The following is a 23,180-nucleotide window of genomic DNA, read 5'->3' on the forward strand; positions in this document are numbered from 1 at the left end:
TACCACCCTCCCCAACGCGGATTCATCAGGCCAACCAATCAATTAATCCCCGCGTCAATTTGTCCATTTTCCGATTGACGCCGCCGCGGCGCGCTGAAATGGTGCGGCGGCTTTCACGCCAGCACGGCCGGAACAGGCCGCTGCATCCCTTGGGTTGCAGTCAAGACGGCGGTAGCGCGAGACGGGGGAGGACTTATCGTTGCAATCGCATATGCGACTAAGCTGCGGCCCTGCGCGTTTTTCGCGCGGGAGGACCCTTGCGCATTTGGCGCATGGCGGCAGCTCCAGGCGCCCGGTGCGAGATGGCGACGCAATATCAATCAAGACATCCGGCGCGCGTCGATGACGCCGCCGAGGAGAACGTAATGCGCCCATTGTTGGCACTGAGTAATTCAATCGATTGGCTCAACGAGAAACTAGGCGGCGTCTGCAACTGGCTCGTGCTCGCAGCCTGTGTGGTGAGCGCCGCCAACGCGATGATCCGCTACGCGTTCGGCTACAGTTCCAACAGTTGGCTCGAATTGCAGTGGTACATGTTCGCCATCTTCGTGATGTTCGGCGCCTCCTATACGTTCAAGAAGAACGAGCATGTTCGGGTTGAAATTCTCTACCTGACGCTGTCCGAGCGCGGCCAGCTCTGGCTCGACCTGATCGGCACGCTGTGCTTCCTGATCCCGTCCTGCCTGCTGCTCAGCTATCTGTCGTGGCCGTTCTTCATGCAGGCCTACGCGGTTGGCGAGACTTCGAGCAATGCTGGCGGCCTGCTGCGCTGGCCGATCAAACTCGTCGTTCCCGTGGGCTTCGTTTTCCTGGCGCTGCAAGGCGTCTCCGAGGTGATCAAGCGCATCGCCGCACTGAAGGGTTATGTCGTGATCGATGCGAAGTACGAGAGGCCGACCCAATGATCACGCTGGAGATGATGCCGCCGCTGATGTTCGGCGGCTTGATTCTGGCCATGTTGATCGGCTTCCCGGTGGCCTTCACGCTGGCCGCGCTCGGGCTGTCGTTCGGGTTCCTGTCGATCTATCTCGGCTTCTTCGACATGAACTTTCTGCAGGCCATTCCGGGCCGCATTTTCGGCGGCGTGCTTTCCAACGAATTGCTGCTGGCGATTCCCTTCTTCACCTTCATGGGCTCTGTCCTGGAGCGGTGCGGTCTCGCCGAAGACATGCTGGATTCGATGGGCCAGTTGTTCGGCCCGGTCCGCGGCGGCCTCGGCTATTCGGTCATCATCGTCGGCTTCATCCTCGGTGCGATCACCGGCACGGTGGCGGCGCAGGTCATCGCCATGGCGCTGATCTCGATGCCCGTGATGCTCCGCTACGGCTACAATGTTCGCTACATCACCGGCGTGCTCGCCGCATCCGGCACCATCACCCAGTTGGTGCCGCCCTCGCTGGTGCTGATCGTGATGGCCGACCAGCTCGGCAAATCAGTCGGCGACATGTATCTCGGCGCCTGGGGGCCGTCGCTCCTGCAGATCGCGCTGTTCGCCGGCTACACGTTCATTCTGAGTATCTTCCTGCCCCATCACGTCCCGGCCGTGCCCAAGGACGCGCTGACGCTGCGGGGCTGGCCGCTCTGGCGCAAATGCCTGATGGGCATCATTCCCTCTGCTGTGCTGATCTTCGTGGTGTTAGGCACCATGATGATGGGCCTGGCCACCCCCACAGAAGCCGGTGCAATGGGCGCCATCGGCGCCATCGTGCTCGCCGCGATCCATCACAAGGATCTGAGCAGCAAGGGTCACAAGATGCTGCTGGTCGGCATCGCCGCTACCGGCATCGGCGTGATCGTCGGAATTCTGGTCGGCGAAGGCAAACTGCTCAAGCTGACCTTCGCGGTGCTCTATCTCGCCGTCGTCTGGCTCTGTCTGGAAGCCGTTCGTATTCCGGACCTGCGCGACCTGATCAAGCAGGGCTACCAATCGACGATGCGCCTTTCCACGATGGTGGTGTTCATCCTGATCGGCTCGACCTGCTTCTCGGTGGTGTTTCTCGGCGTCTCCGGCGGCGTCTGGCTCGAGCATCATCTGACCTCGATTCCCGGCGGCGTCTGGGGATTCCTGATCTTCATCAACCTCTTCATCTTCTTCCTGGCGTTCTTCCTCGACTTCTTCGAGATCGCCTTCATCATCCTGCCGATGGTGGCGCCGATTGCGCAGAAGGTGCTGGCGCCGGTCGTCGGACCCGATGCCGCGCTGATCTGGTTCGGCGTCATGCTTTGCGTCAACATGCAGACATCGTTCCTGCATCCGCCGTTTGGTTTCGCGCTGTTCTATTTGCGCGGCGTCGCGCCAAAGGAAGTGAAGAGTTCCGATATCTATTGGGGCGCCCTGCCCTGGATCGGTCTGCAGGCGATCATGGTGGCGATCGTAATCGCTTTCCCGGTTGTGGTGACCGCCCTGCTCGACAAGCCGCTCGACGTCGATCTCAGCAAGGTCAGGATCGAGGTGCCGCAGATAGAACTGCCGCCGCTGGATTTCGGCGGACCGAAACAGTAGCGGCGCGTCGCATCCCAAATAAAACCCCGGAGCTTTCGCTCCGGGGTTTTCGCTTATTGAAATGGTCGCGATCAGCCTTGACCGATCAGCCTTGCGGATTGCGCGCCATGAAACTGTCGTAGCCGAGCTCGGCGACCTGGAACCACTGGTAGCCGTTGGTCGTGAACGAGTTCATCGATTCCAGCACCTTCTTGAAGTTCGGATTGGTCGCCGCCGTTTCGGCGTACAGTTCCTTTGTCGCCTTCAGGCAGGCCTGCATGATCGGCGGCGAGAAGCTGTGCAGCTTGGTGCCGCCCGCTAGCAGTTTCTTTAACGCCGGCGGATTGCCCTGATCGTACTTGGCCATCATCCAGCTATTGGCAGCCTGGCCGGCCTGCTCGAGGGCACTTTGATAGGCCTTCGGCAGCGAATTCCATTTGTCCAGGTTGACGAGGGCCAGCAGCATCGGTCCGCCTTCCCACCAGCCGGGATAGTAATAATGCGGCGCGACCTTGTTGAAGCCGAGCTTCTCGTCGTCATAGGGCCCGACCCATTCCGCCGCATCGATCGTGCCCTTTTCGAGCGCGGGATAGATGTCGCCGCCGGCAAGCTGCTGCGGCACGACGCCGAGCCTCTGCATCACGCGGCCTGCAAAGCCGCCGATGCGCATCTTCAGGCCCTTCAGATCGTCGACGGTGTTGATTTCCTTTCGGAACCAGCCGCCCATCTGGCAGCCGGTGTTACCAGCCAGAAACGAGGTGACATTGTAACCCTTGTAGAACTGGTTGAGCAGCTCCCTGCCGCCGCCGAGCATGTACCAGGCCTGGTTGAGACGCTGGTTGGGACCGAACGGCACGGCGGTTCCAAAAGCAAACGTCGGGTCCTTGCCGAAATAATAGTAGGACGCCGTATGGCCCATCTCGACGGTGCCGTTCTGCACGGCATCGAGCACCTGCAGGCCGGGAACGATCTCGCCGCCGGCGAAGGCCTGGATCTGGAACTTGTTGTCGGTGGCTTCGCCAACGAGCTTGGCCATCAACTCGACCCCGCCCCACAGCGTGTCGAGGGACTTTGGCCAGCTAGCCGTCAGGCGCCATTTGAGCTCCGGCATCGATTGAGCGATGGCGGGAGCCGCCAGAGTTGCAGCGCCAGCCGCGCCAATACCAGTAACCTTGAGAAAATCTCTTCTTTTCATTGGAATCCATCCCTGTTGGTGAGCATGTCATGGCCTTCTTGGCGAGGCCTTCGCAGTCACCATGGAACAACCAGTTCCCGATTTCCATCCCGAACTATACGGGCAAAACGAAAAAGCCCGGCCTTCTTGCGAAGGCCGGGCTTTCTTCTACGACTTAAGGCGTAATCAGCCGCGGGTGCGCGAGCGGATCATGAAGCTGTCGAAGGTGTATTCGGCGACCTGCCACCACAGATACTGGTCGGAGCGGTAGGCCTGCATCGCATCGATGGACTTCTTGAAGTCGGCGTTCTTGCCTGACAGCTCGGCCCACAGCTCGTTGGTCGACTTCAGGCAGGCCTCCAGCACTTCATTGGTAAACGGACGGAGCTGCGTGCCGCCGGCCACCAGGCGCTTCAGCGCGGACGGATTCTGCATGTCGTAACGTGCGTTCATCCAGGTATTGGCGTGGGCCGTGGCATTGGTGAGAATCGCCTGATAATTCTTCGGCAGCGAATTCCACTTTTCGAGATTGCAGAAGGCGTGGATCATCGGGCCGCCTTCCCAGAAGCCCGGGTAGTAATAGTACTTCGCGACCTTCGCGAAGCCGAGCTTCTCGTCGTCATAGGGACCGACCCACTCGGCCGCATCGATGGTGCCTTTTTCGAGCGCCGGATAGATCTCGCCGCCGGCGAGCTGCTGCGGCACCACGCCGACCTTCTGAAAGACCTGACCGGCGATGCCGCCGATGCGCATCTTGAGGCCCGAGAGATCGGCAACCGTCTTGATCTCCTTGCGAAACCAGCCACCCATCTGCGCGCCGGTATTGCCGCAGGGGAATCCGATCACGCCGAACTTCTTGAAGAACTCGTTGCCGAGTGCTTCACCACCGCCCTGATACCACCAGGAATTCTGCTGGCGCGCGTTGAGGCCGAACGGGACCGAGGCAAAGACCGCAAAGGTCGGGTCCTTGCCGACATAATAATACGAGACGGTATGACACATCTCGACGGTGTTGTTGGAGGTCGCATCCAGCGCCTGCAGACCGGGGACGACTTCGCCGGCCGCGAACACCTGGATCTGAAACTTGTTGTCGGTCATCTCGGCGACGTATTTCGCCACCTGCTCAGCACCGCCATAGATGGTGTCGAGCGACTTCGGGAAGCTCGACGTCAGGCGCCATTTGATCTCAGGCGATGATTGCGCGATCGCCGGCGAGGCAACGGCTGTCGCGGCAGCACCGGCCGCTGAAACCTTCAAAAAATCACGACGCTTCATTCAAGTCTCCTTAAGACGGGTCGTTTCCCATATTCCTCGAGCAGTCCTCCGGCGGGGCGAATTCCACGTCACCCGGGGCGCTCTGGCGGGGGCGGCTTTAACACGGAAGTTGGCTATCGAAAACGCGACAAAGGCATGACTGCACTGATTAAACCAAAGTCTTAAGGCGGCGAATCAGGGTGCTCAGGCCGCGGCAATGGCGCCCTGAAGCTGGTCGCGAACCTTGGTCCCGATGGCCCGGTAGATCGCAGCATGCGGACCGTCCGGCTCGCTCGCCACCACCGGGTTACCGGCATCGGACGTCGTCCGGATCGACATGTGCAGTGGGATCTCGCCCAGGAATGGGACACCCAGCCGCTCCGCTTCATGCCGTGCGCCGCCATGACCGAAAATGTCCGACCGCGTGCCGCACTCCGGACACTGGAAGTAGCTCATGTTCTCCACGATGCCGAGCACCGGCACGTTGACCTTCTTGAACATCGCGAGCCCCCGCCGCGCGTCGATCAGCGAGAGATCCTGCGGGGTCGAGATGATCACCGCGCCCTTCAGCGGCACATTCTGCGCCAGCGTCAGTTGCGCATCGCCCGTGCCCGGCGGCATGTCGACAACGAGAATATCGAGCGTGCCCCATGCCACGTCGCGCAGCATCTGGGTGATCGCCGACATCACCATCGGCCCGCGCCAGATCATCGCGGTGTCTTCCTCGACCAGAAAGCCGATCGACATGATGGCAAGGCCGAAACGCTTGATCGGAATCATCTTCCGGTCGTCATTGAGTTGCGGCTTCTCGTTGATGCCGGTCAGCCGCGGCACAGACGGGCCGTAAATGTCGGCATCGAGCAGGCCGACGCGCAGGCCGAGATCACGCAGACCCAGCGCCAGGTTGAGCGCGGTGGTCGACTTGCCGACACCGCCCTTGCCCGAGGCTACCGCGATGACGGCGGCAACGCCTGGGATCTCCGCCTGCTTCGACATCGGCGACGGCGCGCCTTGCGGCGGGCGGTGCGAGGCGACCGGTTGCACGCCGGGAGAATGTGAATGCGCATGCCGCTGCGGCGCGGGCGCAGCGGATGGCGATCCGGGCTTGCGCTCTGCCGTCAGCGCGATCATCGCCGTGCTGACGCCGGGGATCGCGCGCACCGCGGCTTCGGCCTGCGCGCGAACGCTTTCCCAGGCGCGGGCCTCGGCGGCATCGACATTGATGGAGAAGAACACCTTGCCGTCGGTGACCGAGATCGCCGACAACACGTTGGCATGGGTCAAGGGCACGCCACGCGGCGACGCCACCCGGCTAAGAGAATCGAGAACCTGTTGCTGTGTTACGCTCACTCGCGCATCTCCTGAAGCCCTTTCGGTTCTGCGTGAGAACCGGGCTCTACTCTCTTGTGTTGACGCGCTTTCTTGACGCGACCCGCCTCACGTCGGACCAAGTCCGAAAAGCAGGGCCTCGTTGCAAACGCTACGCCAGTCCGATGCGACCCATAGAGCGGTTCAGCGCAAAAGGCTACCTGACCCCCACATCATCCTGTCGCTCGGCGGGGGCTGCAGCCGTCTGCTCCTTGGCGGCCTCATAGTTCAATTCGATCATGACGCCGTTGGGGTCATTGACGAAGATCTGCCAGAGGTCACCGCCCGGAACCTGCCGGGAGTCGTACGCCATGCCCTTCTGTTCCAGCCGCCGCTTCATGCCGTCAAAGCCGGAGCTCGCGAATGCGACATGGTGGACAACGCCAGAATCGGGCTTCTGCGGTTCCTCGGTTTTGGAGATATCGACGAGGTGCACCACCGCCTTGCCCTCGCTGTACATCCACGCCCCGGGGAAGGCAAAGTTGGGTCGGGCGCCCTTTTCCAGGCCCAGAACGTCCTCATAGAACCGGACCGTGTCGGCAAGGTTGCGGGTCCGGATGTTGAAATGGTCGAGCACGCCCACGCTGACGCCCATGCGATGTCACTCCCTTTTTTGTGAGGTTCTTGAGGCCCGATCCTAGCACAAAACCTGCCCTGCCCGCCAAACGAAGGCGTTGCCCTCCCCTGCGCAGGGGGTATGGTGCGGCTCCCTCCAAAACAACGTCCGGCCCATCCAAGGTCGCCGGCGAACTGCAAGGTATTGCATATGGCTAAAGTCGCTTTTCTCGGTCTCGGCGTGATGGGTTTCCCCATGGCAGGACATCTCGTGAAAAAAGGCGGCCACGAAGTGACCGTCTACAACCGGACCGGAGCCAAGGCGAAGGAATGGGCCGACAAGTTCGGCGGCCGTACCGCGCCGACGCCGAAGGCTGCGGCCGAGGGCCAGGACTTCGTGATGTGCTGCGTCGGCAACGACAATGACCTACGCGCGGTCACGATCGTCGCCGATGGCGCTTTCGCCGGCATGAAGAAAGGCGCTGTATTCGTCGACCACACCACCGCCTCCGCCGAGGTTGCTCGCGAGCTCGACGCCGCCGCCACCAAGGCCGGCTTCAAATTCATCGACGCACCGGTGTCCGGCGGCCAGGCGGGTGCGGAAAACGGCGTGCTGACGGTGATGTGCGGCGGCAAGGAAGATGCCTATGCCGCTGCCGAGCCGATCATCGCCGGCTCTTACGCGAGGATGTGCAAGCTTCTCGGGCCCGCCGGCGCCGGGCAGCTCACCAAAATGGTCAACCAGATCTGCATCGCAGGCCTCGTCCAGGGCCTTTCCGAGGGCATTCATTTCGCAAAGAAGTCGGGGCTGGACGTTGCGGCCGTGATCGAGACCATCTCCAAGGGCGCGGCGCAGTCCTGGCAGATGGAGAACCGCTACAAAGCCATGAACGAGGGCAAGTTCGATTTCGGCTTTGCCGTGGAATGGATGCGCAAGGACCTTTCGATCTGCATCGCCGAGGCCCGCCGCAACGGCGCCAACCTGCCGGTGACCGCTCTTGTCGATCAGTTCTACGCCGAGGTCGAGAAGATGGGCGGCAAGCGCTGGGATACGTCGAGCCTGATGGCCCGGCTGGAGCGATGAGTTAAAAAAACAGGTTAAGGCAGAAACGATGGCCTCCGCTTCCTATCCAGCCAGAAGCGGGGGTTCCCCCTGCCCGACAGGTTAATTTAACTCCTCGTTAACGGAAGTTTTTAGCTCTCTATAAGTCATCGCTTAATGATTTAGCGGCACAGATAGACAATGCAAAAGCCCGCGCCGTTCGTGGGCAGGATTTGTGTTGTTCGATGAGTAACCCCGCAGAAAAGCCTGAGGTTGTCCAGCTTCCGGCCGAAGCGCCGGTCGTGCCGCCGGTCAACACCCGGCGCGTGGCGGCGCAGCGGGTCCGCGAGGCGCGGGACCGGTTAACGTCATCAAGCGGAACGCGCCCGGCCTTCGATACCGAATTGCTCCGGCAATACGCCCAGACCCGGGTATCGGCGTCCTTTGTTGTCATGCTGCTGGTGGTTGCGACCGGCGTGCTGTTCGGCCTCTGGAAGTACGCCGTGCCGGCCGCGATCTGGACCGTCGGCATGCTCTGCATCCATGCCGCCATCATTCGCAATTGCTGGCGCTTCCTCCGCGAGCAGCCCTCGCTCGCGGCGACGCGCAAGTGGCAGACCCGGTTCGTGCTGCTCGACCTGCTCTACGGCCTGAGCTGGACCGCGATCCTGCTCCACCCGGCCGGCCTCGACACCGTCTCGAACACGATGATGATGTTCCTGATGCTGCTGGTGATCGCGGTGTCGAGCATGCTGGCGGCGACGCTCCCGATTGCGGCGATGGCGGCGACCGCGCCGGTGACGGCGGCGATCGCGCTCAATTTCGTGATGGGCGGGACTTTCGACAATTACGCGCTAGCGCTGCTTGCGGTCGCCGCCGAAGCCTATTTTGCCCTGCTCGCCCATCAGCTCCATTCGACGACGCTGGCCATCCTGGAAGCGCGCGCCGAAAAGGACGCGTTGATCGGCGAGCTCGAACAGGCGAAGGCGATCTCGGACGAAGCCCGGCACCGCGCCGAATCCGCCAACGTCGCCAAGTCGCGCTTTCTGGCGCAGATGAGCCATGAGCTGCGCACGCCACTGAACGCGATCCTCGGATTCTCCGAGGTGATGAAGAGCGAAATTTTTGGCGCGCATGCGGTGCCGGTCTACAAGGAATATTCCGCCGACATCCACAATTCCGGCGTCCACCTGCTCAACCTCATCAACGAGATTCTCGATCTGTCGCGGATCGAGGCCGGCCGCTACGAACTCAACGAGGAAGCGGTGTCGCTCGTGCATGTCGTCGCCGACTGCCATCATCTGCTGAAACTGCGCGCGAGCAGCCGCGGCATCACTATCCACGAGGTGTTCGAGCACGGCATGCCGCGGATCTGGGGCGACGAACGCGCCACGCGCCAGGTCGTGCTCAACCTGTTGTCCAATTCGATCAAATTTACCCCGCAGGGCGGCGAGATCTGGCTTAAGGTCGGCTGGACCGCTTCCGGCGGACAATATCTCAGCGTCAAGGACACCGGCTCCGGCATTGCGGAGGACGAGATTCCGGTCGTGCTGGCTTCGTTCGGCCAGGGCTCCAACTCGATCAAGTCGGCCGAACAGGGCGCGGGCCTTGGGCTTCCGATCGCGAAGAGCCTGATCGACATGCATGGTGGCACCTTCACGCTGAAATCGAAGCTGCGCATCGGCACCGAAGTCATCGTCACCTTCCCGCCGGAGCGCGTGATGTCGGCGCTGGCGCCGATGGCCGAGGAGGCCCCGCCTTTGCAGCCGGAACCGTCCATCACGGCGGCCGCCGACGACAAGCGGCGGGCGCGTCACAAACCGATCATGAGTGCAGGAACCGGCTTGTAACCGGGTTGTAGCTGGAGCGCTTGCGCAAGGGACCCAAACCACTTCACTATTCCTGAATGAGCAAAGAAACGCCGTGTATCGCAGTCTGTATGATCGATCCAAAAACCAAACTCTGCTTCGGCTGCGGGCGAACGTTGCCCGAGATCGCGCGCTGGCACCGCATGGATACAGCGGAGCGATTGGCCGTGATGGAAGGGCTTGCGGCGCGCATGGCGGACGCCGGCCTCGTGCAGATGCCGCCGCGCACCGAGCGCGGCTGATCACCGGACAGACCGGCGGAGGCGCGCTGTGATCCGCATCATGCTCGTTCTGGCGATGCTCGCCGCCACCGCCGGCGCCGTCGTCGCCTATGGCGATCCGGAGCAGATCGCGCGCGCCAGCAACTCGGTCACGAAAATGCTGCGGCAACGCAGCCTGGAACCGGCGCCCGCCGTGCAGATAGCGCGCGGCAGAGCCGGAGAATTCGCGCTGCACGCCAAGATCAACGGCGTCAAGGCGCCGATGGTGATCGACACCGGTGCGACGTCGGTGGTGCTGACCTGGGAGACGGCGAAGGCGATCGGCCTGCCGATCGAGATGCTCGAGTACAATGTCGACGTCGAAACCGCCGGCGGTCACACCAAGGCGGCGCGGCTGACGCTCGATCGCCTTGCGGTCGGCGGGCTCGTCGAGAAATCGGTTCCGGCGCTGGTCGTGCCGCGCGGGCAGATGAAGACCAACCTGCTCGGCATGAGTTTTCTGGATCGGCTGGAAAGTTGGGGCGTACAAGCTGACAAGGTGATGCTGCACGGCTATCCCGAGGTGGCGACCAGCCACAAACGCTCCCGCTCGGCGGCGAACTAGCGCTGACGCTTCGCCCGCACCGCGCTTGACGGCGGCGTCACTTCGCCTTCGCCGCCTTGCGCGCCTTGTTGGCTTCCTCGATTTCGGGCTCGATCGAATTCAGGCTCTGGTAGATTTCTGCGAGCACCGTCTTCAGATCCAAAATGTTCTTCGAGGGGAAATCGCGCACCGCAACCTCCTCGAAGTGGATGGCGATCGGGATCAACTCTTCCACCAGCGTGCGTCCCTTGGGCGTGAGATTGATCGCGACGGTGCGCGCATTGTCCTTTAACCGCGTGCGCGTCACCAGGCCACGGCGCTTCATCTCGCCGATCAGCCGCGACAATGTCGATATCTCGATCGTCGTCATGGCGGCGAGATCGCCGAGGCGCTGGTCGCCGATCTCCCAGAGCGCAGCCATGACGCGGTACATCGGTAGCGTCACGCCGTAGCCAGCAATGCGCCTGGAAAACAGCTCGCCCATCCGAACGCCGACGCGGTTGAGCAGGTAGGGAAAGGAATTTGTCAGCCTGTACAAGATCTTATGCTCCACCCCGATGCAACTTTTGCGCGCCTTCAATAGCCGGGAGCCGATCGTTTTTCAAGGCAATTGTTGCATTTGAAAGTTTCCGATTGACTATCATTTGCAAACGCAATTATTGTTGATGAAAGTCAAACCGCCGGACAAGCGCGGATCGTTCAGTGGAGGAAACCATGTCGCTGGATTCGGCATCCGACGAATTGCGTGAAACGTTCAAGCGCGCGTTGCGGCGATTTCCCGCGGCGGTGTCGGTGATCACGTCTGCAGACCAGAACCGCCGCCACGGAATGACGGCAACCGCGGTGACGTCGCTGTCGCTCGACCCGCCTTCACTGATCGTCTGCGTCAACCAACAGACGCTGCTGCACGACATCATGCTCTTGGCGCGCCGGTTCTGCGTCAACGTGCTGCGCCGTGATCAGGTCACCCTTTCATCCGCCTTCAGCGGCGCGCTCCCGGCCGAAGAACGGTTCGGGCTCGGCGACTGGATGACATCGGCTGAGGGCGTCACCTACCTTGCTGATGCGCAGATCAACATCTTCTGCAAGAAAGCGGCCGCCGTGCCCTACGGCACGCACACGATCTTCATCGGCGAAGCCGAGACCGTGAATGTGCGCGATCCGATCGAGCCGCTGATCTACCAGGACGCGACCTACTGCTTCTCGGTGCCGCACGACAGCCAGGCTGCGTGAACCGCGCCCGGCGCCTGACCGCCTTTCAACCTATCGAAGACATGGAGCAAACCAATGGTATCAGTCGCCCAGTTGAAGGACATGCCGGCACAGCCGTCGCTTCGCCCTGATATTGCCGAGTTGCGGAGCCGCGTGGCGCAGATCGCGCCGCAGATCAAGGCGCGCGCCCACACGACCGAAAAGGCCGGCCGCGTTCCGGAAGAGAACATCATTGCTTTGCGCAACATCGGCTATTTCGACATCGTCAAGCCGGCGATGTTCGGCGGCTACGAGCATGATTTCGACGTGCTGGTCGAACTCAACATCGAGCTGGCGAAATGCTGCGCCTCGACGGCTTGGGTCGGCGGCCTGCTCGCGGCCCATCAATGGCTGATCGCGGGATTCCCGGAAAGCGCGCAGTGCGACGTCTGGGTCAGCAATCCCGATGCGGTGGCCTGCGGCTCCTATGCGCCGGCTGCCAAGGCGATCGAGGTCGAGGGCGGCTATCGCCTTACCGGACGCTGGTCGTTTGCCAGCGGCTGCGACAACGCCCAATGGTCGTTGTGCGCGGCGCTATTGCCGTCGAGAACCGAAAGCGGCCAGTTTGCGCCGGCCTTCCTGCTGGTCCCGGCTTCCGACTACGTCATCGACGATACCTGGAACGTCGTCGGCCTCAGCGGCACCGGCAGCAAGACGCTGGTGCTGAGTGACGTATTCGTACCGGCGCATCGCCTGCTGTCGTTCGCCGATACCACATCGGGAAAAACACCGGGCGCCACGCTCTATGCCAACAACCCCACCTTCGCGATTCCGATGCTGTCGAACATCCCTTCCTGCCTGGCATCGGCCGCGGTCGGCGCGGCGGCGGGCGCGCTGGAAGACTATCTGGCCGTCACCTCCAGGCGGATCACCCGCGGCGCAGTGGCCGGCAATAACAACCGCATGGCGGATTTTCCGACTATCCAGTTGCGCGTTGCGGAAGCGACCGCCTCGGTGGACGCCGCGCGCGAGGTGCTGCTGCGCGATCTCAGGGATCGTGCGACGACAATCCGCGACGGCAGGCCGGTTTCGATCGAGGACCGTATCGTCAGCCGCCGCGGCCAGGCCTTTTCGGTTGCGCTCGCCATTCGCGCCACTGAAGCGCTGAACGCATCGACCGGCGGACTCGGCCTCGATCTCTCCAACCCGGTGCAGCGCGCCTGGCGCGACGCCAATGCGGTCGGCCGTCACATCAGCATGAACTGGGATGCCGTCGGCACCATGTACGGCCAGCTCGCGCTAGGGCTGACCCCGCAAGGCCAATACTAGTCAACATCAGACATCAGCGAGGACGACATGCAGGGCAAGATCGCGCTAGAGGAACATTTCGCAATCCCGGACACGCTGATGGATTCGGCGGGCTTCGTACCGGACTCCTATTGGCCGGAGCTGAAGGAGCGCCTCCTGGATATCCAGGACAAGCGGCTGGCGCAGATGGACCGGCATGGCGTCGAAATGATGATCCTGTCGCTGAATGCGCCCGCGGTGCAGGCGATTCCGGACGTCGCACGTGCCAATGAGATTGCGATCCGGGCTAATGATTTCCTCGCTGAGCAGGTTGCCAAGCGCCCGTCGCGCTTTCAGGCTTTTGCCGCGCTGCCGATGCAGGATCCGGATCTTGCGATCGCCGAGCTCGAGCGCTGCATCAACGCGCTCGGCTTCCGCGGCGCGCTGGTCAACGGCTTCTCGCAAATCGGCGACGGCAAGCGGCCGGTCTATTATGACCTGCCGCAATACTGGCCGTTCTGGGCGGCGGTCGAGAAGACCGGCCTGCCCTTCTATCTGCATCCACGCAATCCGCTGCCGGAAGACTGCGCGATCTATGAAGGGCATCCGTGGCTCATGGGCCCGACCTGGGCCTTTGGACAGGAGACCGCGGTTCATGCGCTGCGCCTGATGGGCTCGGGCCTGTTCGATGCCTATCCAAAACTCAAGATCATCCTCGGGCACATGGGCGAAGGGCTGCCCTACAGCATGTGGCGCGTCGATCATCGCAACGGCTGGGTAAAGGCGCCGCCTAAGCACAAGGCGAAGAAGAAGATCTGCGACTACTTCGACGCCAACTTCTTCCTGACCACGTCGGGCAATTTCCGCACGCAAACGCTGATCGATTCCATTCTCGAGATCGGATCGGACCGCATCCTGTTCTCAGTCGACTGGCCGTTCGAAAACGTCGATCACGCCTCCGACTGGTTCAACAGCGCCAGCATCAGCGAGAACGATCGCCTGAAGATCGGCCGACGCAATGCCATCGACCTGTTCAAGCTCGACCTCGGCGAAACCACTGTCGCCGGACACAGTATCCATCAAGCCGCGGAATAAGCGGCATCACAACGACGCAAACGCAATCTTGGGAGGGAATGGACATGGCCGCGCACGCAATCGATCTTCACGAGGAACTAGCCGAGGCAAAGGTCGGAAAATTTCACTGGCGCCTCGGCGCCATCATGGGACTGCTCACGCTGTTCGACGGATATGACACGTTCAATCCGGCTTACGTCATTCACTATGTCGCAAAGCCCTGGGGGCTGCAGGCCGGCCAGGCGGGGCTGTTGATCTCCAGCGGGCTGGTCGGATTCCTGCTCGGCGCTGCGATCCACGGCATCATCGCCGACCGCCTCGGCCGCCGCGGCACCCTGCTCGGGGGCCTGTGGATCACCAGCATCTTCACCCTGCTCACCGCAACCTCGGCGGACTCGTTCCTGTCGTTCTGCATCCTGCGGATTCTGACCGGCATCGGCCTCGGCGTGCTTCTGCCGCTGGCGACCACCTACATCAACGAGCTGGCGCCTCGGCGCGTGGCGAATACGTTTGCTTTATGGGGCGTTGCGCTTGGCTGGGCGCTCGGCGGAACGCTGGCCGGTGTCGCCGGCGTGTTCGCGACGCCGGTATTCGGCTGGACCTCGTTATATTGGATCGGCTCGCTGTCGTTCCTGCTGCTCCCCTTCATGCGCCTGATGCTGCCGGAATCGCCGAAGTTTCTCGCCCTGCAGGGCCGCACCAGTGAAATCCGCGACATGCTGACCAAGCTCCGTCCGGAGCGTGCCAATGTCTACAAGTCGGCCGAAATTGCCGTCGGTGAGTCCGAGAAGCCGGTCAATTCAGTCGCGACGCTGCTCCAGGCCAAATATCGGCGGACCACTTTCGCGATCTGGGCTTCGGCATTCCTCAGCCTGTTCTGCATCTTCGGCCTGTCAGGCTGGATTCCGACCGTGATGATGCAGCGCGGAGAAACCTTTGCGGCAAGCTTCGGCTTCGGCGCGCTGATGCAGATCATGTCGTTCGTCGGCGCGCTCGTGCTTGGGCATCTTCTCGACAGATCCGGCAGCAGTCGCGGGCTGATCGCGACCTGGTGGGCTATCGGCGGCGTCGCGGTGCTCTCCCTTGTGGTGATGAATGATCACATCGTTAACATCACGTCTGTGGCGGCCGCCGGCTTCTTCATCATCGGCGCACAGTTCGTGCTGAACAACTTTACCGCAGCGTCCTACGAGACCGGCGTGCGCGCCACCGCGGTTGGAATGGAACTCGGGGTCGCGCGGGTCGGCGCCATTCTCGGACCGTTCGTCGCCGGCGCGCTGCAGCAGATCTACCAGAGCCCGACGCCGATGTTCGTGTCGATCGGCATCTCCGCGATCGCCGCCGGGGGGATTATCCTGCTGGCCCGGCGGCCGGCGAGCGCCCCCGCGAGCAGCCTTGAAGAGACGGCCGGCTTGCGCAAGGTTGCACAGCCCGCCTCTTGAGGAGGTCTCAATGCGGGAGGTCCGGCTCCGGAGGCGATCTGGAGCCGGCCATTTCGTCCGCAAGGAGCGACCATGCAAGATTTCGTCTACCAGAGCGCACCGATGCGGGTGGTGTTCGGCACCGGCACGTTGCGTCAATTGCCTGACGAATTGTCCCGCCTCGGTATCACCCGCGTGCTCGTGCTGGCGACCCCACGGCAGAAAGACCTGGTCGCCGGCATCCGGGAGATGATCGGTGAACGCTTCGCCGGCGTTTTCACCGGCGCCGTCATGCATACGCCCGTCGAGGTAACGGAACGGGCCATGGAAGCCATGCACGACGTGCGGGCCGATTGTCTCGTGGCGATCGGCGGCGGTTCGACAACCGGCCTCGGCAAGGCAATTGCGCTGCGCACCGACCTGCCGCAAATCGTGCTGCCGACCAGCTATGCCGGCTCGGAAATGACGCCGGTCGTCGGCCAGACCAGCGGCGGGATCAAGACCACGCAGTCGAGTCCGAAAATTCTTCCTCAAATCGTCATCTACGACGTCGACCTGACCATGACGATGCCGGCGGGATTGTCCGCGACATCGGGCATCAACGCCATCGCGCATGCGGTCGAAGCGCTCTACGCGCGCGATCGTAATCCCGTGATATCGCTGATGGCGCAGGAGGGCATCGGCACGCTCGCGCGTGCGCTGCCAATAATTTGCGCCCAGCCGAATGACAGAGCCGCGCGCACCGACGCGCTCTATGGCGCCTGGCTCTGCGGCATCTGCCTCGGTGCCGTCGGCATGGCCCTGCATCACAAGCTCTGCCATACGCTGGGCGGATCGTTCAATCTGCCGCATGCAGAGACCCACACTGTCGTCCTCCCACATGCCCTCGCCTACAACGCGCCCGCCGCACCTGAAGCGATGGCGCGCATCGCCGACGCGCTTGGCGTGCCCGACCCGGCCCTCGGCCTCTACGATCTGGCGCGAAAGCTTGCTGCGCCGGCAGCGCTGCGCGAGATCGGCATGCCCGAGGCCGGCATCGACCAGGCCGCTAACCTCGCCGTGAAGAATCCCTACTGGAATCCGCGCCCCATCGAGCGGGATGCGATCCGCGAATTAATCGCGCGGGCCTGGCGCGGCGAAGCTCCGCAAACCGCCCCCACGATCTCCTGAAGAGAATGTGCTTCGCTTGAAAACGCTATGGCGCTTTACGCCGCGACCGGCTCTGCCGCGCGGTCCTCGACCAGCGCGATGGCATCGCGCAGCACATCGATGCCGGCCCCTGGCCTGACGCCGTTCTCCGCCAGATGGCGGCGAAAAGCGCGCGCGCCGGGGACGCCGTGAAAAGCGCCGACGAAGTGCCGCGTCATCGAATGCAGCTTTGCTCCCTGCGCCAACTGTTCTTCGATGTAGGGAAGCATCGCTTCGAATACATCCTTCATGGTGGCGTATGGTGCCGCCTCGCCGAACAATTCCGGATCGACGTCGAGCAATCGCCAGGGCTCCTGATAGGCCGCCCGCCCCAACATCACGCCGTCGACATGGTCGAGATGCCGCTTCGCCACCGCGATGCTGCCGATGCCGCCATTGATGATGACGGGCACCTCAGGCAGCGCGGCCTTCAGCCGGTAGACCCGGTCGTAATCGAGCGGCGGGATGTCACGGTTTTCCTTCGGCGACAATCCGTTGAGCCAGGCTTTTCGAGCGTGCACGATCAGCGCGTCAGCGCCCGCTGCGATCACGCCGCGCGCCAGCACGTCGAGCGCAATTTCCGGATCCTGATCATCGATGCCGATCCGGCATTTGACGGTGACGGAAATCTTGACCGCGCGCTTCATGGCGGCAACGCCGTCGGCGACCAGCTCCGGCTCCGCCATCAGGCATGCCCCGAAGCGGCCGTCCTTCACCCGGTCGGACGGACAGCCGACATTGAGGTTGATTTCGTCATAGCCGAAATCCTCGCCGATCCTGGCTGCAGTCGCGAGATCGGCCGGCTCCGACCCGCCGAGCTGCAGCGCCACCGGATGCTCGCTTCGGTCAAAGCCGAGCAAACGCCTGCGGTCGCCATGAATGATGGCGCCGGTCGTCAGCATCTCCGTGTAGAGCCGGCCCCGCCGCGTCATCAGACGGTGGAAGACGCGGCAATGCCGATCGGTCCAGTCCATCATTGGCGCGACAGAGAAAAGGAAATCGTAGGATTTCGTAGTTTTTTCGGTCATTTCAGTTACTTAGAGATACTTCTGAGTTTTCCATTGTAGCTCGTTTTTTGGCCATTTTTGTCCATTTTTATACCCTTGGTACTGCGGCGCAGTACCGAAGACGCCCATGCAGTACCGTTGATGGAGCCTCCAAGATGGGAACCGTCGTACCACGCAAGCGAAGCGATGGCTCTACAGGATACCAAGCCCAGGTCCTCATCAAGCGAGCTGGTAAGATCGTTCATCGCGAAAATCGGACGTTCGATCGGCAACAGGCTGCCTCCGCTTGGCTCGAAAAGCGGGAGAAGGAACTTGCCAAGCCGGGCGCCCTCGAACGTCTCGAAGCGCCAGATCCCACCCTAACCACCGTTATCGACCGCTACACAGATGAATCGATCAAGAAGATTGGTCGCACAAAGGCGCAGGTACTCCGAGCGATCAAGAACTACGACATAGCCAACAAGAGGTGTTCTGAAATCACAAGCACCGATGTGGTCGGATTTGCCAATGAACTGATAATTAAAGTAGCTCCGTCGACAGTCGGTAACTATCTCTCGCATTTGGCAGCCGTCTTTGCCGTAGCCAAGCCGGCATGGGCGTATCCACTTGATCAGACCGCAATGAAGGACGCCTTCGTAGTTGCGAAGCGCCTCGGTATTGCGAGCAAGAGCCGCGAGCGTGATCGGCGGCCGACTCTCGAAGAGCTCGACAAGATCATGGAATATTTCGGCGAGCGGTTGAACCGCCGACCATCCTCCATTCCGATGCAGAAGGTCATCGGGTTTGCGATATTTTCAACACGTCGACTGGAGGAGATTACACGGATCTCGTGGAAGGATCTTGACGCTGAAGGAAGTCGTGTTTTGGTCCGTGATATGAAGAACCCCGGAGAGAAGATCGGGAATGATATATGGTGCGATCTTCCGCCGGAAGCGGTTCAGATAATTCTCTCAATGCCGAAGAGACGCGAAGAAATCTTTCCGTACTGCGGCGACACTATCGGAACTAATTTTACCCGCGCGTGTCAGTTCCTTGAGATCATTGACTTGCATCTGCATGATCTTCGTCATGATGGTATTTCGAGGCTATTCGAAATCGGTCGGAATATTCCTCAAGTAGCCGCGGTGTCGGGTCATCGCTCCTGGTCAAGTCTCAAGCGCTACACACACTTGCGCCAAACCGGCGACAAATATGCGGGATGGAAGTGGTTCTCAGTGCTAACAAGCTCAACCAGCACTCTCCGCGCTCCACCGAAGTACGCCTTTACTGAAGACTTCACGACTGGGTTGTTAGATCCCACGGCGCGCGGGTGATGGCGGAGCTGCCAGTGAGCGATAGACGAAGTCTCGATTGAAGCGGGTGAAGGGACAACCCCTCGTATTCAGCTTGGAAGTCGGAAAATCTTGTCGTGTTTTCAAAGGCCGTTCTGACATTCTCGGTGTTTTTGGCCCATTGAAATCATTGCAGAACTTGTCGTTATCAGAATGGCGGTTGCCAGCCCCATGGTCGCAATGAAAGATCCGTTTTGCGCCTCTACGGAAATCCGTGAAGTAAGGGTGGTAGCGCCTGTACCAGCAACACGGTGCTTCCGCCCAACACGCTGGCACCCACGGCGAGCAGGGACAGGACACGCTCCCAAAGCATCTCGTTGCTGGCGACGTTATTCGAATTTGGCATCTGTGCACCCGCTTCGTTCGTGTGACGCAGACGTCATAGACTGAGTCGCGGGATCGCCGAGCGGCGAAATTTGCCGGAAAATTAACCCCTGATTCACCGACTCGGACGCCCAGCCCCATTGGTATTGGTGGCGGTTTGGGCCGCGTGCGGTTCGCTACCGATCCGGCGTCCCATATGGACGCTATCGAGCGACATCCAAGATAGAGAGGATCAGAACAGGTCCCTAGTCCGAGTCGGCATCCAGCACATCCTATCATTCAAATCTATGTAGCGGCCACGCAATCGCATGTCCCGAGGAGAAGTCATGTCTGATGAATCCGAAGTGGGTAATCGAGCAATCGTCGAGACGATGAGCCACTGAGAGAGTGCTATCGGGGGTTCGAGTCGGAAGACCGCTACCGCCTTTCCCCACACGATCCTAATCTGCGATATTTCCTCCGATCGTCCGCCTAAAGTCACAGAAACTATCGAGGGATAGGTTCAAATCACGGACGTGCAACCATCTCAAATTGCTGTTTCAGGCGGTAGCCTGACCGAAAAGACCTCAGGCCGAACGCCACGCGGGAGGCTCTGTTATAATCAAACTGTTAGTCTGCCTCCGCGGTCGATATTTCGCGATCACCGCCCATCGGCTGAGGACCGAGCCTGCCTGCGCGTCCCAGGCGGTCTTGGGCAAAGTGACAAAGTTCGCTGCCTGCTTTCAATTCCGTGCGTCGCGAACCAGCGGAGTCGGCCAGCGGTTACATGTTCGAACGCGACTCCCTCGCCGGCGGCGCAGGGCTTTGCCGGCAAACAGAGAGTGCTTCAGGAGATCTTTCAACGTGCAGGTGTCTGGACACGGCGAACGCGCAATAAACGCTGCAAGCACTTCTGCAGCTATTCGCTGCCTAGCCGAAGTTGCCAAATAAAGGAACCAAGTTGCCTCGGTCCTTTATGGTCGTGTTGCTGAAGTATTGAACCAAAACGTGGCGTTGAAGATATCCGCGTCCGCGTGATCGGGCGTCGCCGATGGCGTCACCCTGTGATCGATTACTAGCAAATGTGGTCCGGCCTTCATAATAGGAACTGACGCAATGCCATCTGCGTCGGCGGCAAATCGAGGAATATCTTTCTCCGCTACCGCTGTCACGCCGTCGCCCCGCTCGACGTTAGCACCGGGAAGCGGCTTGCCATGAAACAGCACCTTGAGGCGCAGAGTCTGCCCCGGCTTTGTCTTGTCGGGGTCGGACAGAGGCACGATTTCTAAATCGTGAGCAAGCACGTTTTCCCACGGTGCGTCCGGCCCAGTCAGCGCCTTGGCAAATTTCCCCGACCACATGCTATCTGCCGCATTAGGAACGAGGCGCCGCGTCGCGTTGCGATAAAGACCGTCGGCCGTCTTGATCCAGAATCCATTGTCGTAACGCGCTGCCAGCAAGAGATTTCCGCTGTCCGCGAAAGGCCTGGACACAACGACGGGGGCGCCGTGGTCCTGCGCTGGCGTCAGGTCGGACAACAGAGACGACGCGCCGGCGGGCGCTATCGCGACAAGATCGAGGATCTTGTCCGGCATGGTCGGGGGACGATCGTCTGGATGACCATAGTTGACGACGACGCGGCGCGAGGCAGCTTCACCGGAGAAGGTCAGCCAAACATCGTGGGCCGAAGCGAAGTTGGTCGGCGCCAGTGCGGCGGCGGCCAAAAGCAAAGCGCTGCGGATGCCAAATGGGTTGCTCATTTAGTGACCAACGTTGAAGGGGCGGAAGCAACAGCGGTCGGAAAGCGATAGGTGAGCCCAGCGAGGACGACGACGGCCGGTTGCGCGCTGACGAAAATATCAGCCGAGCTCGCTCCCGTCGGATTGCCGAAATTGATTGCAGTTTCGCTCAGCCGATCACCGGGATACCACGTCGCCTGCGTGAATGCCGTCCAGCCGTCCGGCCAGGTGTAGGTCAGTTTGCCGGTGACGCGCGAGAACGGCGATGTCGTGATCAAGCCATCCTGCGTAAGGTTCTTCTTGCCGATGAATGTCACGTAGGCACTACCCGACAGCGCTTGCGCATTCACGGTCGCAACGTTGAAGTCGACACCGATGTTGGCAACATAGTTCGGCACATTTGGAACGAAGAATGAGGGAGCCGCATCGAGCAATCGAGCCCGCACGTGGCTAAAGTTCGCGAACAAGGAGATGTTGTTTGCAGGTTCCTGAATGACGAAGAAGCGCCCGTCCAGATCGAACCCGTCGCGACGTGCCTTGCCCAGAAAGGTCACAGGAAGTCCGGGAGCCGCCTGAAATGATTCGTTTTGGGAGTCCGTCGTCCAATAGCTGCCGAGCAGCCTGAAACGGTCGAAGGTAAACTGAAGGCCGCCTTCCCTGCTGACAACCTTGAACGGCTGAATCCCGGGATTGCCGATCAGTTCAAGGGGCACGTCGATGCTGCGGAAACCCTGCCCGTAATTCGCAAACAGTTCAAGCCATTTCAGCGGGGTGATCGCGACGCCTACCTTCGGACTCGTAATGCCATTCGAGATATTCGGTGTACCGCCAGGCGTGATGCGGTCGTTGATATCATAGTAAAATTGGTCGAAGCGCCCACCGGCGGTGAACTTCAGCCATGACAACGGCTTGATCTGAACCTGGCCAAAGGCCGCGAGGTTGGTCTGGGTCAATCCGAGGTTGACCACCGGCGCTCCGGTCACCGCCCGGCCCGTGGTCGGCGCCTGGAAAGCGTTGATATTGTCTGAACGCCAACTGCTTCCGATCAGCACTTGCACCGGAATATCGTTACCGATGGCGCCAGTCCATACCTTGCTGACGCGCCCGCCGACCATTGTCCGGTCGTCGTGCTGCCATCGCTGCCCTCCGCCGAAATCAGCGTAACGGTTAGAATAGTTATGGCTGACGAACAGCGTGCCTTTGAGTTCCTGATCTTGTGCGCCGGACGCATAATTGACGACGAAATTCTCTAGCTGCTTGTTACCACCGTCGGTCGGATTGGTCGCGGAGCGCCCAGAGATCAACCCGGCTTCAATCGCGTCGCGGTTGGCGTAGCCGGGCGCACCGAAGGTCGTGCCATAGGCCTGCGCGCGAAATGAGACCGTAGCTCCGTCGGCGAGCGTCGTCGTCACCTTATTGAACGAATTGTAACGGTCAATGAAGCTGTTGTCGCGATAGCCGTCGGCACGATACCCCTCCAACGCGACGTAGGGCAGCCACGCGCCCTGCGTCGTGCTGTACGTGCCCAAACCGCGCGCGGTGCCTTGGGTGCCACCTGATATGCCGACACTCGCGAACGGTTCGGCGGTCTTGGTGGCGATGTTGACGGATCCGCCTAGATTGGAGTCGCCGTACTCGACTGCAAACGGACCGCGGACAATTTCGATGCTCTTGACGCTCTCGGGCAGCAGGATGTTCAGGTCCGCGTAGTTCGGCGTGTGAAGTGACGAAACTTCGTTCACCGGCACGCCGTCGATGTAATAGGCAAGGTCGCGCCCGTGCTCGGCTTCGGTGTACCCCCGAAGCGAGAGGCCGTGACCAATCGCACCCTGCCCAAAATTAGAGACGTTGAAGCCTGGAAGCGATCGGAACAGATCGCCATAGGTGGCGACGGGCAGTTGGCTGATGCGGGGCGCATCCAGTATGGTCGTCGCCGCGGGCAATGCCGTTACCGAACTCGATACGTCGCCACGCCCGGGGCTTGCCACTGGAGCACCCGAAATGCCGGGACGGGTTGGTTGTAGACTGGCAGGTCGGCTCCTTTGCGCGGTGCCACGGACGCTCGTCGTGCGCGCGGGCGGCTCCGGGCGTT

20 protein-coding genes are annotated in these 23,180 nt (G+C 61.3%); 12 read left to right on the forward strand and 8 right to left on the reverse strand.

Annotation, left to right across the window (positions count from 1 at the left end; genetic code table 11):
- Window positions 1-365: 365 nt before the first annotated feature.
- Complete coding sequence (locus tag CP49_RS11155; protein WP_057850397.1) at window positions 366-905, forward strand: TRAP transporter small permease subunit; 540 nt, start codon at window positions 366-368, stop codon at window positions 903-905.
- Window positions 902-2,503 carry a TRAP transporter large permease gene (locus CP49_RS11160; RefSeq protein WP_057850308.1) on the forward strand — a complete coding sequence of 534 codons (1,602 nt, stop codon included), beginning with the start codon at window positions 902-904 and terminating at the stop codon, window positions 2,501-2,503. Before CP49_RS11155 ends, CP49_RS11160 begins: the two co-directional genes overlap by 4 nt.
- An 85-nt stretch (window positions 2,504-2,588) precedes the next feature.
- On the opposite strand, the gene CP49_RS11165 is transcribed toward CP49_RS11160, so the two are convergent.
- The 4 genes from CP49_RS11165 to CP49_RS11180 all read right to left on the reverse strand — a co-directional run bounded on the left by CP49_RS11165 (window position 2,589) and on the right by CP49_RS11180 (window position 6,873).
- Entirely contained in the window at window positions 2,589-3,677 is a 1,089-nt protein-coding gene (locus CP49_RS11165; protein ID WP_057850309.1) for a TRAP transporter substrate-binding protein, read from the reverse strand.
- 165 nt (window positions 3,678-3,842) lie between these two features.
- Window positions 3,843-4,931, reverse strand: a complete 1,089-nt coding sequence (locus tag CP49_RS11170; protein ID WP_057850310.1) for a TRAP transporter substrate-binding protein — start codon at window positions 4,929-4,931, stop codon at window positions 3,843-3,845.
- Between the two features lie 183 nt (window positions 4,932-5,114).
- Window positions 5,115-6,260 (reverse strand): Mrp/NBP35 family ATP-binding protein, encoded by a 1,146-nt coding sequence (locus tag CP49_RS11175; RefSeq protein WP_057850311.1) that lies wholly within the window; start codon window positions 6,258-6,260, stop codon window positions 5,115-5,117.
- 175 nt (window positions 6,261-6,435) lie between these two features.
- A complete protein-coding gene (locus tag CP49_RS11180; RefSeq protein ID WP_057850312.1) occupies window positions 6,436-6,873 on the reverse strand; it encodes a VOC family protein in 438 nt (145 codons plus the stop codon).
- Window positions 6,874-7,044: 171 nt separating this feature from the next.
- On the opposite strand from CP49_RS11180, the gene CP49_RS11185 reads away from it, so the two are divergent.
- The 4 genes from CP49_RS11185 (at window position 7,045) to CP49_RS11195 (ending at window position 10,568) form a co-directional block, all read left to right on the forward strand.
- Window positions 7,045-7,917 carry an NAD(P)-dependent oxidoreductase gene (locus CP49_RS11185; protein ID WP_057850313.1) on the forward strand — a complete coding sequence of 291 codons (873 nt, stop codon included), beginning with the start codon at window positions 7,045-7,047 and terminating at the stop codon, window positions 7,915-7,917.
- Window positions 7,918-8,120: 203 nt separating this feature from the next.
- Complete coding sequence (locus CP49_RS11190; RefSeq protein WP_057850314.1) at window positions 8,121-9,725, forward strand: sensor histidine kinase; 1,605 nt, start codon at window positions 8,121-8,123, stop codon at window positions 9,723-9,725.
- A 56-nt stretch (window positions 9,726-9,781) separates the two neighbouring features.
- Window positions 9,782-9,985, forward strand: a complete 204-nt coding sequence (locus tag CP49_RS41945) for a DUF1289 domain-containing protein (protein WP_063791670.1) — start codon at window positions 9,782-9,784, stop codon at window positions 9,983-9,985.
- A gap of 28 nt (window positions 9,986-10,013) precedes the next feature.
- Complete coding sequence (locus CP49_RS11195; protein WP_057850315.1) at window positions 10,014-10,568, forward strand: TIGR02281 family clan AA aspartic protease; 555 nt, start codon at window positions 10,014-10,016, stop codon at window positions 10,566-10,568.
- A gap of 37 nt (window positions 10,569-10,605) precedes the next feature.
- On the opposite strand, the gene CP49_RS11200 is transcribed toward CP49_RS11195, so the two are convergent.
- Window positions 10,606-11,085 carry a MarR family winged helix-turn-helix transcriptional regulator gene (locus CP49_RS11200; RefSeq protein WP_063791674.1) on the reverse strand — a complete coding sequence of 160 codons (480 nt, stop codon included), beginning with the start codon at window positions 11,083-11,085 and terminating at the stop codon, window positions 10,606-10,608.
- Between the two features lie 176 nt (window positions 11,086-11,261).
- On the opposite strand from CP49_RS11200, the gene CP49_RS11205 reads away from it, so the two are divergent.
- The 5 genes from CP49_RS11205 (at window position 11,262) to CP49_RS11225 (ending at window position 16,690) form a co-directional block, all read left to right on the forward strand.
- Entirely contained in the window at window positions 11,262-11,780 is a 519-nt protein-coding gene (locus CP49_RS11205; RefSeq protein ID WP_057850316.1) for a flavin reductase family protein, read from the forward strand.
- Window positions 11,781-11,834: 54 nt separating this feature from the next.
- Window positions 11,835-13,067: an acyl-CoA dehydrogenase family protein gene (locus CP49_RS11210; protein WP_057850317.1), complete on the forward strand. Its 1,233-nt coding sequence runs from the start codon at window positions 11,835-11,837 to the stop codon at window positions 13,065-13,067.
- A gap of 27 nt (window positions 13,068-13,094) precedes the next feature.
- Window positions 13,095-14,120, forward strand: a complete 1,026-nt coding sequence (locus CP49_RS11215) for an amidohydrolase family protein (protein ID WP_057850318.1) — start codon at window positions 13,095-13,097, stop codon at window positions 14,118-14,120.
- A gap of 44 nt (window positions 14,121-14,164) precedes the next feature.
- Complete coding sequence (locus CP49_RS11220; protein WP_057850399.1) at window positions 14,165-15,541, forward strand: MFS transporter; 1,377 nt, start codon at window positions 14,165-14,167, stop codon at window positions 15,539-15,541.
- Between the two features lie 72 nt (window positions 15,542-15,613).
- Window positions 15,614-16,690 (forward strand): maleylacetate reductase, encoded by a 1,077-nt coding sequence (locus CP49_RS11225; RefSeq protein WP_057850319.1) that lies wholly within the window; start codon window positions 15,614-15,616, stop codon window positions 16,688-16,690.
- Between the two features lie 35 nt (window positions 16,691-16,725).
- On the opposite strand, the gene dusA is transcribed toward CP49_RS11225, so the two are convergent.
- A complete protein-coding gene (gene dusA, locus CP49_RS11230; RefSeq protein WP_082645962.1) occupies window positions 16,726-17,736 on the reverse strand; it encodes a tRNA dihydrouridine(20/20a) synthase DusA in 1,011 nt (336 codons plus the stop codon).
- Between the two features lie 134 nt (window positions 17,737-17,870).
- Here dusA and CP49_RS11235 point away from each other — a divergent pair, with 134 nt between their 5' ends.
- Window positions 17,871-19,028 (forward strand): site-specific integrase, encoded by a 1,158-nt coding sequence (locus CP49_RS11235; RefSeq protein WP_082645963.1) that lies wholly within the window; start codon window positions 17,871-17,873, stop codon window positions 19,026-19,028.
- Window positions 19,029-20,323: 1,295 nt separating this feature from the next.
- Here the strand turns inward: CP49_RS11235 and CP49_RS11240 are convergent.
- Window positions 20,324-21,109 carry a DUF4198 domain-containing protein gene (locus tag CP49_RS11240; RefSeq protein ID WP_082645964.1) on the reverse strand — a complete coding sequence of 262 codons (786 nt, stop codon included), beginning with the start codon at window positions 21,107-21,109 and terminating at the stop codon, window positions 20,324-20,326.
- Window positions 21,106-23,031 carry a TonB-dependent receptor gene (locus CP49_RS11245; RefSeq protein WP_057850320.1) on the reverse strand — a complete coding sequence of 642 codons (1,926 nt, stop codon included), beginning with the start codon at window positions 23,029-23,031 and terminating at the stop codon, window positions 21,106-21,108. Before CP49_RS11245 ends, CP49_RS11240 begins: the two co-directional genes overlap by 4 nt.
- Window positions 23,032-23,180: the final 149 nt, after the last annotated feature.

The organism is Bradyrhizobium valentinum (assembly GCF_001440405.1).
GTDB lineage: Bacteria > Pseudomonadota > Alphaproteobacteria > Rhizobiales > Xanthobacteraceae > Bradyrhizobium > Bradyrhizobium valentinum.